Source organism: Natranaerobius thermophilus JW/NM-WN-LF (assembly GCF_000020005.1).
GTDB classification, from domain to species: Bacteria; Bacillota; Natranaerobiia; order Natranaerobiales; family Natranaerobiaceae; genus Natranaerobius; species Natranaerobius thermophilus.
The window spans coordinates 2,299,174-2,313,632 of sequence record NC_010718.1; the positions used below are offsets into that span (position 1 = coordinate 2,299,174).

10 protein-coding genes and 1 riboswitch are annotated in these 14,459 nt (G+C 36.3%); of the genes, 5 read left to right on the forward strand and 5 right to left on the reverse strand.

Annotation, left to right across the window (positions count from 1 at the left end):
* Positions 1 to 151 precede the first annotated feature (151 nt).
* Positions 152 to 625: a YbaK/EbsC family protein gene (locus tag NTHER_RS11045; RefSeq protein ID WP_012448594.1), complete on the forward strand. Its 474-nt coding sequence runs from the start codon at positions 152 to 154 to the stop codon at positions 623 to 625.
* Positions 626 to 839: 214 nt separating this feature from the next.
* Here the strand turns inward: NTHER_RS11045 and NTHER_RS11050 are convergent, their stop codons facing one another.
* The 3 genes from NTHER_RS11050 to NTHER_RS11060 all read right to left on the reverse strand — a co-directional run bounded on the left by NTHER_RS11050 (position 840) and on the right by NTHER_RS11060 (position 4,442).
* Positions 840 to 1,595: a ubiquinone biosynthesis protein COQ9 gene (locus NTHER_RS11050; RefSeq protein ID WP_012448595.1), complete on the reverse strand. Its 756-nt coding sequence runs from the start codon at positions 1,593 to 1,595 to the stop codon at positions 840 to 842.
* 47 nt (positions 1,596 to 1,642) lie between these two features.
* Positions 1,643 to 2,203, reverse strand: a complete 561-nt coding sequence (locus tag NTHER_RS11055; protein WP_041367794.1) for a GNAT family N-acetyltransferase — start codon at positions 2,201 to 2,203, stop codon at positions 1,643 to 1,645.
* Between the two features lie 151 nt (positions 2,204 to 2,354).
* Positions 2,355 to 4,442, reverse strand: coding sequence for a M28 family metallopeptidase (locus NTHER_RS11060; protein ID WP_012448597.1), 2,088 nt, complete (start codon positions 4,440 to 4,442; stop codon positions 2,355 to 2,357).
* A gap of 306 nt (positions 4,443 to 4,748) precedes the next feature.
* On the opposite strand from NTHER_RS11060, the gene NTHER_RS11065 reads away from it, so the two are divergent.
* On the forward strand, positions 4,749 to 5,105 hold the full coding sequence (locus tag NTHER_RS11065; RefSeq protein WP_193336911.1) for a carboxymuconolactone decarboxylase family protein: 357 nt from the start codon (positions 4,749 to 4,751) through the stop codon (positions 5,103 to 5,105).
* A 172-nt stretch (positions 5,106 to 5,277) separates the two neighbouring features.
* Here the strand turns inward: NTHER_RS11065 and NTHER_RS11070 are convergent, their stop codons facing one another.
* Positions 5,278 to 6,339 (reverse strand): IS6 family transposase, encoded by a 1,062-nt coding sequence (locus tag NTHER_RS11070; RefSeq protein WP_012446527.1) that lies wholly within the window; start codon positions 6,337 to 6,339, stop codon positions 5,278 to 5,280.
* Positions 6,340 to 6,464: 125 nt separating this feature from the next.
* Between NTHER_RS11070 and lpdA the strand changes: the two genes are divergently transcribed.
* Entirely contained in the window at positions 6,465 to 8,222 is a 1,758-nt protein-coding gene (gene lpdA, locus NTHER_RS11075) for a dihydrolipoyl dehydrogenase (RefSeq protein ID WP_012448599.1), read from the forward strand.
* A gap of 146 nt (positions 8,223 to 8,368) precedes the next feature.
* The gene (locus NTHER_RS11080; RefSeq protein WP_012448600.1) at positions 8,369 to 10,153 is read left to right on the forward strand and encodes a sigma-54-dependent Fis family transcriptional regulator; all 1,785 of its coding nucleotides are present in this window, start codon (positions 8,369 to 8,371) and stop codon (positions 10,151 to 10,153) included.
* 189 nt (positions 10,154 to 10,342) lie between these two features.
* On the opposite strand, the gene NTHER_RS15330 is transcribed toward NTHER_RS11080, so the two are convergent.
* Entirely contained in the window at positions 10,343 to 12,391 is a 2,049-nt protein-coding gene (locus NTHER_RS15330; protein WP_012448601.1) for a methyl-accepting chemotaxis protein, read from the reverse strand.
* Positions 12,392 to 12,485: 94 nt separating this feature from the next.
* A riboswitch (cyclic di-GMP riboswitch) is annotated at positions 12,486 to 12,570 on the reverse strand.
* A gap of 455 nt (positions 12,571 to 13,025) precedes the next feature.
* On the opposite strand from NTHER_RS15330, the gene NTHER_RS15335 reads away from it, so the two are divergent.
* On the forward strand, positions 13,026 to 14,321 hold the full coding sequence (locus NTHER_RS15335; protein ID WP_012448602.1) for an N-acetylmuramoyl-L-alanine amidase: 1,296 nt from the start codon (positions 13,026 to 13,028) through the stop codon (positions 14,319 to 14,321).
* The last annotated feature ends 138 nt before the right edge of the window (positions 14,322 to 14,459 follow it).

A 14,459-nucleotide genomic window follows, 5' to 3' on the forward strand; every position in this document is an offset into this window, starting at 1 on the left:
CATTATAAATTGCCATGGTCACCACCTTCATTGTTATAGTTATTACCAATATTGTACTCATCGTTATTTCGATAGTTATTGTTTTATGTTAAAATCAAAACAAATATGTGAATAATATAACTTTTAAATATTTTACAAGGAGTGACTCGAGATGTTACAAGCAAAGGATAGAGTTAAGGAATACATCAACTCATTAGACTTGGATCTACAAGTCATTGAATTTGAAGAAGGCTCAACCAAAACAGCTCAAATGGCAGCAGATAAACTTGGAGTAGCAGTAGGACAGATTGCTAAATCAATTTTATTTAAAGCTGATGATGAGCCAGTATTAATTGTCACCAGTGGAGACGTTAAGGTACATACCAGTTCATTAAAAAAGGTTATAGGAGCCAAACCTAAAATGGCTAAACCTGAAGAGTGCTTGGAAATCACTGGATTTTATCCTGGTGGTTTATGTCCCTTTGCTTTGAAACAGCCTATCAGAATCTTAATTGACAAAAGCATGGGAAGGTTTGAAAAGGTTTATGCCGCAGCTGGCTCAGCCGATACTGCTGTCCCGATAACAATAAATGACCTTTTAACTGTAACTGGTGGAGAATTGGTGGATGTTTGCCGAAAAGAATAATTAAGTTGATTGGACATACTCCCACAGCGAAAACAGTGAGCTTTCTGCTGCTGTTTATCGTATGAAAAAGAGTTTTACAGTTATCTACAAAGGAAATAACAGCTTATTAAAAAATGGAGCCTTACTGGTTGTGGCTCCATTTTTACTTCTATAAAGGTATATTACTATAGTCCTACTAGATCTTAACTATATTTTTCCTAGCCTTATACAGGGATTACCAGGCCTCTTTTAAGTCATCCCCTTCTAAAAACTTATCCTGACTCATATGGTCCCTAATTTCGTCATTTATGGAAATATATACAGAATTAATAGGAGCTGTTTTACTCTCACTGGTGAAATCAACTAAAAAATCTCCTGCATAGTAGTAAACTGTATGGGGGGCAATCTCCCCTCCGTCTGCAATATGAATATCTTGATCTGTCATATTATCAATATCTTCATATGTTGTTTCTCCAGCTTTTATATCTCCGAAAGAATCTACCGAGACCATAGTAACTCGAGCATCATCTTCAGGTCTTCTAGTCCATATAACTAAATTTTCCTCAATTTGAAAAATCCCTTCTGGATTATCAACTTCAATATCTTCATATCTCATGAAGTAGCCGCCGGCAAAGCCGCCGCCACTGTCATACTCCCCAAAAAGGTCAATAATTTCGTGATGTTTTTTATTAAACAACTCAATGAATTTATCTTTTCCCAGATAGTCTGCCAGATCTTTATCAGAAACGTCTTCTGGAGAAGTCGTTTCATCATCATTTTCATCTTCTTTAGCTTTATCTTCTTTATCTTCGTCCTTTGAATCTTGTTCTTCATTCTCGTCATCTTTAGCTTCTGCTTCCTGTTTCTCTTCCTCTTCTTTCATTTCATTTTCTTTAGTCGGTTCTTCGTCTATTTCCTGATTACCACAGCCAGCCACCACTATACCTAGAACAAATACTAGTAAAGCAAAGATTAAAGCTAGTTTCTTCAATAGTACCACTCCTTTTACAGTTATACTTAATACAATTATACTTAATTCTAAATGTATTTTATTATTTGGCTATCGTACTCAAATTCACTGGCTAATATATCCATGTAAACATCATCATACTTATTACCTCCGATGATGTAGGCCTCTCTTCTTCTACCGATTTCTTTAAAGCCACACTTTTTATAACATTGAATTGCTCTATCATTAAATGAATGAACCCTCAAGTAAACACTGTTTAAATTAAGGAGATTAAAAGCGTAGTCGAGCAATAAATTGACGGCATCTACTCCATAACCACCATCCCAACAATTTTTATCACCAATAAAAATTCCCAGCTCAGCTGATCTATTTATCAAATCAACATTGTGCAATCCACAATTGCCAATTAATTCCTCAGCATCTTTTTTAACTACGGCAAACTGATAACCATCTTTACTCATCTGCTGAAGCATTTCTTTTTCTTGTTGTTCTGAAAAAATCTTATAAGCAAAGGATAAATTAATTGATATTTCCAGATCATTTACCCACTCGGTATATTTTTCATAATCCTCGGGATTAACAGGTGAAAGATAGACTTTCGTGCCAATTAACTTTTTATAGTAATTCATATTAATCACACTCCAAAATAAAGCTATTATAATTAAATTCTGTAACATCTTGGGAAATCCTGCTGGTATTAGAATTAATCATAGTTTTTTTACAAGGCTGTATTAAAGTAGAATCTTGATAACTAAAAATCTTACAGTATCAACAACATTATTAATAAGTGATAGTTTGATTGTTACGCCTGAGCTCTATAACTTCCTGTGACATAAAGTGAGGCGCGATTAAATAAATTAGTAAAACATAATTAATCAAAATCAATAACATCAATAAGGGCAATCCATCCAAATCAGTTACTTTTTTAATCAATGTAAATATCAATAAGGATATTCCTAGTACTATTAAAGGTAGCACGTATTCTACATAACTAAACTGAAGAAAATTGGGATATAAAGCATTATAGTAGTGTGAATAATTGTTAATCAGTAAATGAACATTACAGAAGTACAGTACAGCTGAAGTTATAATTATTTGAAATCTGGTAATATACCAATTAGAAATTGCTGCGGCTATTACACTGGGAATATAATAAAGCCAGGTCCAGAAAAACATTGCCATTACCGAAGGTATAGCCAAGGCCAACCCGTTAAGCAGTATAAAAGGATCAAGGCTTATCTCCTCTGGCAGCTGCCATGTATTATCGAGCTGATAATGCATGGAGTGAAGAGCCGTAGCAAAGATAAATACAGTTACTACTGCTAAAGTTATTAATACTGATTTTTTAGCATTTTTACCCCTAGTTACAGGAACAGCAATTGCTAGGCCGGCCAGGGGGATTAAGGCAATTGACGCGCCTCCCCGGATTTCCTTTAAAACATCCTGTTCAGTTATAGTCTCAAGGGCAGCTTTATTGTACTCTACCAATGTATTTAGTTCGTCATGCTCTAATTCCAAATCACCGTGTCTTATTTCCAAACCATCTTTATCAGTTTCCAGATTGGGGTCACTTAGTTCGCCTGATAGGGATACTGCAATCATCCCACTATGTCTGAAGACATGATGAGAACCCACCATAGTCTGATGGTCCTTTTCAACATCAATATTAAAGTCATCCCCAACATCAGCCATTTTTCTCATCAATCGAGCTGATGGCATTCTCTCGGCCCTGGGGCTTTCAAAAGTATTTACATGCAACTGTTTTTCACTATTTTCACCGTAAAATATATTTTCTAGATAAATGACTTCTTTTAGTTCCCCGGGAAAAGGTGAATCATCCAAGTATTCCCGGGATCCCATATTACCTAATTGTTCTGCATTAAATGCTGCAAAAACTACAGTTTTATCTGGCTTAAAATCTGACTCTGTTAATTCTCTGATAGTTTCTAGCATAATCGCTTGAGGTATAACACTTTCGGAAACTGCTGGATCATAATTACCTTCTCCATCTCGACCATAACCATCAAGGGAAACTGCTAACATAATGTAACCATCCAATAATTCATCTTTGCCAGGCATTACTCCCATAACATTAGAAGCTGCAGCCTCTTCATCAATTTCTAAGGGGATCTCAACATTTAAGAAACTTTCATCTTGACCTTCCACCAGTTCTTGAAACAGTTTTGGAGTAACTCCAATTTTTATAATACCGCGCGAATGAATAAAAGTTTTTTTCTCCCCAATTTCTAAATTGCGTTCAGATATCATATCCTCCTCTTCAGGGTATATCACAACTTCTGCCCCTTGATGTACCAACCACTTATCCATTTCATATTCATCATAACCCCGTTCTTCAAAATCAGAACCATAATAATCAACCAACACCGCACTTCCTTCTAAATCGTCCCGTATCTCAAACATCTGTTGATATTCTTCAAGATGCTTAAATTCTCCCTGATAATTTCCACCTGCACTATAATCGTCCTTCCGCGGCCGATAATCTGTCCTGTAATCTAGTTCCTTTGTTTCATCTTCTAGTTCGATTTCAAAAGTAGGTTCACCACCCCATCGAACTAGGGGTGTATTAATTTCATGTTGATAGCCTTCAAACCTGGGATATCCCAGGTCTTCTGGTGATTTAAGACCATATTCCTTAAACTTATCTTCCAAGTACTTTACGGTTGTTTCATTTCCCTCAGTACCCACTTTTCTTCCTGCCAATTCTTCATCTATTAAAAAGTCTAAATGATACTCCATGTTATCGTGGTAATTAGTTCCTTCCTCTCCTTTAGCTACAGATGAGTTAGAAACAATTAGTACAGGTATAAAAATAATAGTTATAATTACATAAAATGAAAATTTTCTCATATTATTCCCCCCAGCTATTTTTTTCCATAATAAAGATTTGACTTTATACTACGATGGTATTAGTTTTTTGTCAATAGAATTTTCTGAATGTTTGGGCGCTATAAAGAATGACCTGAATTTTGACACGTGTCAAACCAAACCGTCAGCTAACCGTCTAATATTCGACACATATTTATGTCCCCTCCTGCGGTCCTTCCCATCATAAAGGGATTTCTGCCTTTTACCAGGATTGGCACGAATTTTGCAACTATTTAATAATGATGTTTTTTTATCAAATCTTGATACTAATTTCACTAAGGAGGGGTTATAATGAACGATCCGAAACAATTATTAAACGAATTTATGGAAGGTCTTCAAAGTTTTGAAGATGAGGCACCTGAACAAACTCAGGCATTTATGAACCTATTAGGAGCTTCCTACAAAGATGAAGCTTTATCAAACAAGACAAAGGAATTAATCAGTGTGGCCATCGGTGCTTATAACCGCTGTGAATACTGCATCGCTTTCCACGTTTATAAAGCCCTTGAAGCTGGAGCCACAAAGGAAGAGATTTATGAATCAGCTATGGTTTCTGTTGCTTTCGGTGGTGGACCATCCATGGCTTACTCCGTCACTTTGGTCAAGAAATCAGTAGAAGCATTTTTACCTGAATTTCAAAGCTAATCAACACTGGGTAGCCATCGTGCTACCCAGTACTTTTGCTAATTCATTCCGTTCGTTTTCATGAATTTAAACAAGGTTAGATAATAAGACTTCTAGATACATTATATTGAGTCTGTTAAGTTGTTATGAAAAATAAGCTCATTTGCTCGCAAGATTTCAAAAGATTTGGCAGTCAAGCGGCATTATTACTATGTAAAAGCCAAAAAGTCCTATTACGATTAGAGTAATTAATCCCAGCAACTTGAGCAGGAGTAGACTGATTCAAAACATTGCTTGTCCTAACAAAGTTAAAAGCAAACACAAATACCGCAATCAACTTGTTGGCTGACTGGAAAGAAGCAAATCCTCTGCGTTGCTTAACCCAGCTTTTGAAAATCTGAAAAAAAGATTCAATTAAGTTATTAGAGATATCATCTTGAAAAGACTCGACTCTGATGTGATTAGAGTTTGGAAACAGAACTTTAATTGGAGCATTGTAAGCCCAGTATCTATCTGTAACGATACTATGAGGCTGTCCAAAATGTTTCTTAGCATAGTTCAGCACTTTAAAAGCAGCCTGGCTATCTCTGTAAGGAGATAGATGAAATGCAAGCACAAATCTAGTTTCAGCATCAATAACAGTCCAGGCGTAGAATCTTTTGCCTTTAATTTTAATTACAGTTTCGTCGACATGCCACTCATCAGAAGAGTCAAGATCTATTGGCTTTAGATATCTAGAGATATAAAGAAACAGAGGAGCAAACTTTTTAGTCCAGTCAGCAATAGTAACATGAGATACTTTAATTCCTTCACAATCAATAAGGAACTGTGAGACACCTCTAGTAGAGCTACCATTGATAAAGTACAGGTAAAGAGCTCGAATAACAGTATGAAGAGAATGTCTCATGTTAGAGAAGTCTACTTTGCCGTCAATATCAAGTTGCGAAGGTTCAGGAATACTTTGAGGTTTAGGGACATAGAAAGAATGATTACAGCTTTTGTCCCAACACCTCAAATTAGAATAAAATTCATAGTCGTGATGTAAAAATGTAGCTTTACCGCATTTAGGGCAAGAGGGATATTTACGAGGTTTATTAGGACCTCTTTTATCCCCGCCTTTAGAAAGTGTCTTAGGTGCAAACTGACTAAAACATTCTTGACATTGATACTTTTGATGACCATGATTATCAAAACCAAACCTATAAAACTTGTCAGAGCAGTTATTATTGCATCTAGGGCATACAACTTTAGTCATGGATCAGTCTCCTTTCTCCCGGAGGGTTTTGATTTCTGTCTAAAACTATCTTAACTCCGGGACGGAGACTGATTCAAATATCATATAACTTAACAGAACTATTATATTATACAGGAGGTAGATTTATGGATTTTTTAGTTAAAATTCCAAAATTGAATCAAAAAAGTAACCAAGTCACGGTATATCAATGGTTCATACAAGAAGGGGAAGAGGTCAAATCTGGAGATCCGCTTCTAGAAGTGACATCGGATAAAACCAATGTGCGAGTTGAAGCTGAAGTTAATGGAACAGTAAAAGAGATAATGGTTTCTGAAGGGGAAAAAGCAAAACTCAATCAAGCCGTTTGTAAATTAGAAACAACTGAAACAGTGTCAAAAGATAAGCCTAAAAGTTCACCCAAAGATAAAGATACATCCAAGACTAGTGGTTCAGATGAATCTCAATTTAACTACTTTGGTAGCTTACTTGGCAAAAAAGAACCCGAAAAAGAAAGTAAAGAAGTTGATTTATGTATCTTAGGAGGGGGACCCGGAGGATATACAGCAGCTATCAGAGCTGCCAAAGCAGGTTTATCTGTAGCTCTCGTGGAAAAAGACAATTTAGGAGGAACCTGCTTAAATAGAGGTTGTATACCAACAAAAGCCCTTATCCAATCCGCTAATCTCTTAAGTCAAATAAATTCTGCCGAAAACTTTGGAATTACTACTGATGCGGTAATAGGAGATTTTTCAAAAGCAGTTTCTTATAAAGATAATGTAGTTACTACTCTAAAAGATGGAGTTGCAAATCTGTTAGCCAACAACCAGGTTTCAGTCATTTCTGGTGAAGGACAACTCAAATCATCTACTGAAGTGACAGTTGAAGCTGACAATAAGATAGTAAATATAACAGCTAAAAATATCATTTTAGCAACAGGGTCAAAACCTAAGCTCCCTCCAATTGAAGGAATAGAACACGAAAATGTTTTAACCAGTACAGAATTACTCAATTTAAAGGAATTGCCATCAAAAATGGTAATTATCGGTGGCGGCGTTATCGGTATGGAACTATCATTTATTTTAAATAAATTCGGTGTTGATGTGACTGTAGTAGAAGCAATGGACCATATCCTGCCTTATATGGATAAACAAATTGGTGAAGAAATTAAAATCAGTGCCGAAGAACAAGGCATCAATATTATTACAGGAGCTTTTGCAAAAGAAATTTCTCAAGTTGAAAATGGCGGTCTAATGATCACCTTAACTAAAAATGAAGAACAATTAAAAGTTTTTGGTAACCAAATCCTTGTGGCCATAGGAAGAGATTTCAATACTAAAGCTTTAAATGCAACCGAGCTTGGACTGGACACAACAAAACAAGGTGCTATTCAGGTGGACAAACACCTAAAAACAAGTCTAGACAATGTATATGCCATAGGTGATGTGATTGGAGGTTATCTCCTGGCCCATGAAGCTTCTCATGAAGCCATTGTTGCCGTTGATAATATTCTCGGAATAGAAAAACAGATAAACTACGATAATATACCATCGGCTGTGTTCACTGATCCTGAAGCTGCCCAAGTAGGATTGACTCAAAAAGAGGCCAAAGATATGGGATATCAGGTTAAAACAGCTGAATTCCCCTTTTCTTCCAATGGTAAAGTTTTAACGACGCAGAAGCTGTCCGGATTTAGCAAATTAGTTGTGAATTCTACAGATAACGTAATTTTAGGGGGTAGCCTGGTTGGAGTAGGTGCTACTGAACTCATCCATCAAATTGCAATAGCAGTAACTAATCAATTAACAGTAGAACAGTTAACAAACACAGTTTTTGCTCACCCCACCGTGTCAGAAACAATTTTTGAAAGCTCTTTAGCTTTTTTTGGAGAAGAAATCCATGGTTAATTTTCTAAACCAAAACAGGTATTGATTAAAATTTATCGAATAATAATTATGAATCTATTTACAGTTACGCTGAAAACGAGCATCAACATTAATGAGCATTAACATTAAATTGATCCGATTCACCACTTATAGAGGGGTGTATATTTATGGACTTTTCCAATCTGACAGTTTTAACAGCAGGGGATGCAGTCATTAAAGATATTTCTATTGTTTCACCTAGTGCCACAGTCAAAGAGTTAAATGAAATTATGCTGCTAAAGAAAAAAGAAGAAGTACTGGTGATGGAAAATCAAGCTATAGTCGGTGTGATTACAAAAAACGATTTAGTAAAAAACTTAGCAACAGGAATAAAATGGGATACTGAAGTAAAATATATCATGACACGTAATGTCATCCGCTTTAAAGACCACGAAGATTTAACTGGAGTTCGGGACAACATGCGATTTCACGGTATTAAAAGAGCTCCTGTTTTAAATGAAAATGAGGAATGCCTTGGCTTGATAACTGTCAAATCTATCTGTGACGCATTTTCAAATAGACTGTGGCATGTGGTGGATTACCTGCAAATGGTTTTAAATAATCTCAATGAAGGTGTATTTATTCTCTCGAGTGATGGAGAAGTCCTTTATCAAAATAATGCACTAGCCGGTATTCTAGCAACTCAGTCCGCTCAATCTACTCAGCCCGAGATTCCAAGGGAATTATTACAAAAAATCCAATCCGGAAGTGGAGGAGATTTCGTATACCATCTGAATAACAAAGTTTATTCAGTTAATGTAGCACCTTTTCCATGTAATGAGTCCGAAGAAAATAAATTAGTCACAATCAAGAATGTTACTCACATAACGGAACTCCAAGAACAACTAAGCCGAGCCAATAGTAAACTAAACTATCTGGAAAATACAGTCAGTAAAATTTCTCAAGAGCATTATACTTTTGGTAACATTTTTTCTGTTAGTCCAAAAATGGAACATGTAATTGAACTGGCAAAACAGGTAGCACCAACTAAAGCCACAGTCCTCATAAATGGTGAAAGCGGAACAGGAAAAGAATTACTGGCAAATGCCATTCATCAACACAGTGATAGAAAAGACGCTCCATTGATCACTATTAACTGCGGTGCTATCCCTGAAAATTTAGCTGAAAGTGAGTTCTTCGGATATTGTTCGGGGGCTTTCACAGGGGCAAAAAAAGAAGGTAAACCAGGGGCTTTTGAAATAGCGGATGGAGGGACTTTATTTCTCGATGAAATAGGTGATCTCCCTCTTAATATGCAAGCAAAATTACTAAGAGCACTACAAGAAGGTTCCTTTTACAGAGTAGGAGGGATAGAACCTGTCAGTGTCGATGTCAGAATTATAGCAGCTACTAACCAAAACCTAGAAGAACTGGTTCAGAATAATCAGTTTAGAGAAGACTTATATTATCGAATCAATGTAGCGAATTTAGAACTTCCACCGCTAAGAGAAAAAACCGAAGACATTATGCCCCTAACTAAAAGATTTATAGATCATTTTTCCCAGGTTCACGGAATTGAGATTACAGAAATCGAACAAGCTGTTATGGATACTCTAGAGGAATATCACTGGCCCGGTAATGTAAGGGAATTAAAAAATGTAATAGAAAGACTTGTGATCTTTTCAACACAAGGCAAAATCAGTATCAAAGCGCTCCCCTCTTATCTACATCCAGGGCCAAAATTTGGCAGTCAAGATCAACAACAGTTACATGAACAGCTACACAGACAGCATTCACAGGATGATAATTTCAGTAATAAAAGTAATTCAGAAAGTAAAATTGATGAGCTTGAACGAAAAACCATTCTTGATTCCCTAAAGAAACATTCTTTCAACAAAGCTAAAGTTGCCCGTGAATTAAATATTCCCCGGAGTACACTTTATTATCGCATGAAAGTTTTAAATATAAATTAATACTTTCAAAACCGCATAATTTGTTCACTACCGCATAATTTCACTACCGTATGATTTCACTACCGTATGATTTGTCTCACTGAAGATTTTACATTAATAGCACTACGCAGTATAACAACGCCATAAACATAAATAACTGCAAAAAGGAGCCTTACAATAAGGCTCCTTTAAACATTGGTAGTGGTAGGATTAATACTTAAACTTAGATGCTTCTTCCTGCATGTCCTCGGCCAATTTGGCAAGTTGCTCACTGGCTTTTGCTATTTCATCCATTGAAGCCGTTTGCTCTTCAACTGATGATGATATCTCTTCGGAAGAAGATGAATTTTCTTCTGCAATAGCTGATAAGTCTTGTAAAGCTTCGATAATCTCATTTTTCTGGGTTTGCATGTCACCACCGGTATCTTGAAATTCTTCGGTTTTTTCTTTTATCTTATTTATTCTTTCGGCAATTTCCTCAAACTGTTCTTTGGTTTTACTTACATTTTCCCGCTGATTATTAACCGTTTCTTTGGTCTCTTCCATATTGTTAACTGCACCTTCTGCGTTATCTTTCAGCCCCTTGACTGAGGATAATATTTCTTCGGAGTGTTCGTTGCTGCGTTCAGCCAACTTTCTGATTTCGTCTGCAACTACTGCGAAACCTTTTCCATCTTCTCCGGCTCTCGCCGCCTCTATACTGGCATTTAAAGCCAACAGATTTGTTTGTTCAGCAATATCCTGGATAGTACCACTTACTGACTGGATGGTATCTGCACTTTCTTTTGTTTTATTAACTACTTCCATCATTTTATCCGTTGCTTCATTTACTTTTTGAGTATCTTCAGTCAAATTTTCTACGATTTCAAAGCCTTTTTCTTTATGATTTGTCACATCTTTTGTTATATCAATTAATTCTTGGACACTTTTCTGGTCTTCATCAATTATTTCTCCTAGTCGTTCCGAGTTATTTGAGGTTTGTTCTGTTTTTTCCGCCTGATTAGCTGCACCACTGGCAATATCTTCAACAGCTTTTGATACTTCATTAGCTGCACTAGTATTTTCCTCTGTATTAGCACTTAAATTTTCGGAAGAGGAGGCTACCTCATTGGATTTTTCTTGTAATTTTTTAATTAGAGAGACCACATTGTTTTGCATAGTAGCAAGGGAATTAGTGATTGTCCCAATCTCATCGGATCTATTCATGTATTTGACTGCTTCATGCCCTTCATCAAAGCTAAAATCATAATCGGCTAATTTATTGATTATATGTGTTAAATTTGAAATTGGCTTCGTTAGTAATTGTTTAAAAATAACCATATTTGTCCCGATTAACAATAAAATTATAATTGCTATAGCTGCAACTACTATTTGATTAAAAGTATTAATCGGTTCCCTGATTTCATCCATACTGATCATGCCACCGACATAAAGATCTTCCCACTTTTCAAATGTTATATAATATTCTTCGCCCTCTATATCCATGCTGGTTTCTCCACTTTGATGTTCAAAAATATAATCCTGCAATTCTTGATATGGCATGGGTTGATTAATCATATCTTCATTAGAATGTAGGCTATAAGTACCTTGATCGTTAATTGCAAAGACAAGCCCTTCTTCACCTAACTCTGCATTTTCAGCAATCGATTGCGCCTCTTGATCAACGAATTCGTAAAGCTCTTGCAGTTCATCCACTTCAATACCGATTTGAACGATACCATCTTGATCCTGTCTGGATACTCCTATGTATTGAAACATAGTATCGTCTTGAGCCCTTTCTTCCGCCTCCTGGACAAGGACCGCATCTTCTTGGTCAATTAAATCAAGAAAGGGTTGCGTTTGTTCACTTTCACTAAAATCTAGTCCTATGGCATCTTCAAAACTACTATATTGGATTATGCCTTCTGAATCTGTTACATGAACTTCATCAACTCCTAGCGTTGCCCTTAACTCCTCCATCCCATCCTGGGATAAATAATCTGGATGTTCTTCAATTAATGTTGCTGCAGCCCAGGTGTCATCCAAAAACTGATCTTCCATAATATCCATTAACATTACATTGTTTTGACTGGCAGATGTTAAACCATCAACCACTGATTCCATCTCACTCTCTGCATTGTTAGTCATCAAATCAATTACAAGATCTTCAACATTATTGGATAATGTATACCCCATTACCACAACTGCTAAGACTGTGATAATAATTAAGGGTATTAACATCCTCCACTGCAAACTAAGACCACTGAATAAGTTTCTCATAATTACTCCCCCCCATTTGTGTTTAAATTTTTGCTGATTAAGTATTCCAATAAAATAAAAGCTGCTCCAAAGAAGAGCAGCACAAACCCCTTTCCTTGGCAGCCCGACTGTCTTTATAATAATCGTAAAGACTCGTGGCTTTGCGCCCCCACCTCGCGATAGGTTTGCCTTTATCAAGATTCTATTCTATTAAATAGTCATAAAATAAACTATTTTAGTTAATATTTTAAATTCTAGTTAATTATTATCTTTCCTCTGAGACCTGAGCACTAATTGTCTAATTTTTTCTATTTTTGTCTATTTTTATCGAATTTATGGATGAAAAACTTATAGCTGCCATTATCTTGGTTTTTATAGTAATTACAGGTGATTAGCCATTTGCTCCCGCAAAAGCTAAGAAATGTATTATAATATTTTATAGCCACGTGTTTACATAAAATGTTGTACCAATTTTTCACTGTAATATCACACCCGGGGCCACTTTTTAAGGTTCATAGCTTTAAAACCCCTATGCTCTACCAAACATGGATAGCTCCCCAGTCCCCTGGCGAAAGTTCATTTAATTTCTAACGGACCTTCCAGAGTAAGACCTAATAATTTCAGAAATCAAAATGAGAAAGGAGATTTGTTAAAAATGAATAAAGTTAAGCTAGGCCTTTCTATGTTAGTCTTTCTCACTGTTTTAACTATGGTAAGCGGTGTGTTAGCAGGACAGGAAGTTAAGGTGTTTGTCGATAACGAGGAAATAAACTTTCCAGATCAAAACCCGTACATAGACCAAAACAACAGAACTCAAGTTCCAGTCAGATTTGTCAGTCAAGCTCTAGGAGGATATGTTGAGTGGCATAGTGATAGCCAAGAAATTGAGATAAAATTGGGGGACGATCGATTAATCTTAGAAGTAGGTATCCAAAATTACAGTTTAAATGGACAGGCACTGGATATGGATACAGCTCCATTAATAACCAATCAAGGCCGGACTATGGTTCCACTGAGGTTTGTTAGTGAGGGACTTGGGGCACAAGTTAATTGGGTAGAAGAAGAGAATTCTGTTTATATTTCACAGAGGGAAAATAATCACCAAATTGAAGATCTAGAACAGGCTGAGGTAACCGCTACTACATTAAATGTAAGAACTGGCCCAGGACTAAACCACGCACCAATCCATCAAGTTCATGCTAATGAAACTTATCCAGTATTAGAAGAAGTTTCGTATGAGTACGATAATACTCATCATGAATGGATGAAAATCAATTTACCAGAACACAATGAAGTAGGATGGGTAAGTAGAGACTTTGTAAGATTGGCTGATGATAATGATGGAGTAACCGAGGACACGAACAAGCAAGAGGGACATGAAGGATCACCCTTACAAGGTTTTAAAATAGTTATTGACCCGGGACATGGCGGAACTGACCCTGGAGCAGTTGGGCCTACTGGGCTAACAGAAAAGGAAGTTGCTTTAGATGTATCCCTGAGGGCAAGAGATCTACTTGAGGACTTAGGTGCTGAAACATACCTTACTAGGTATTCTGATATTGATGTAACACTATATGACAGAATCAATTTGGCTAATCAAATTAACGCCGATATTTTCATAAGTGTTCATGCTAATGCAGCATTAAATAGATCTGCCCAAGGAACTGAAACTTATTACTCTTCACAAAGAAGTCTTTACGACTATAACTTGGCAAATAGCCTACAAACAGCTTTAGTAAACAAACTTGGTACAATAGATAGAGGTACTCTGGATAGAAGTTTCTATGTGCTCAGGCACGGAAATATGCCTTCGGCTTTAGTAGAGCTGGCTTTCGTTTCTAATTACTGGGAGGAATCTCTATTAAAAGACAATTATTTTAGACAAAACGCAGCCCAGGCCATTACCGATGGTGTTTATAATTATTTTAAAAGCATCTCTCAAAGTTACTAGCCTACCTCACTTAACACTTAACAGGAAATGGCATAAAATCAACCCTTCATATAGAAGCTGATTAGTTAATAAATTGATGAAATAACAAAACATATTATAAGCGAGGCAAGCTAATTTAGTCTGCCTCGCTTTAGTTTA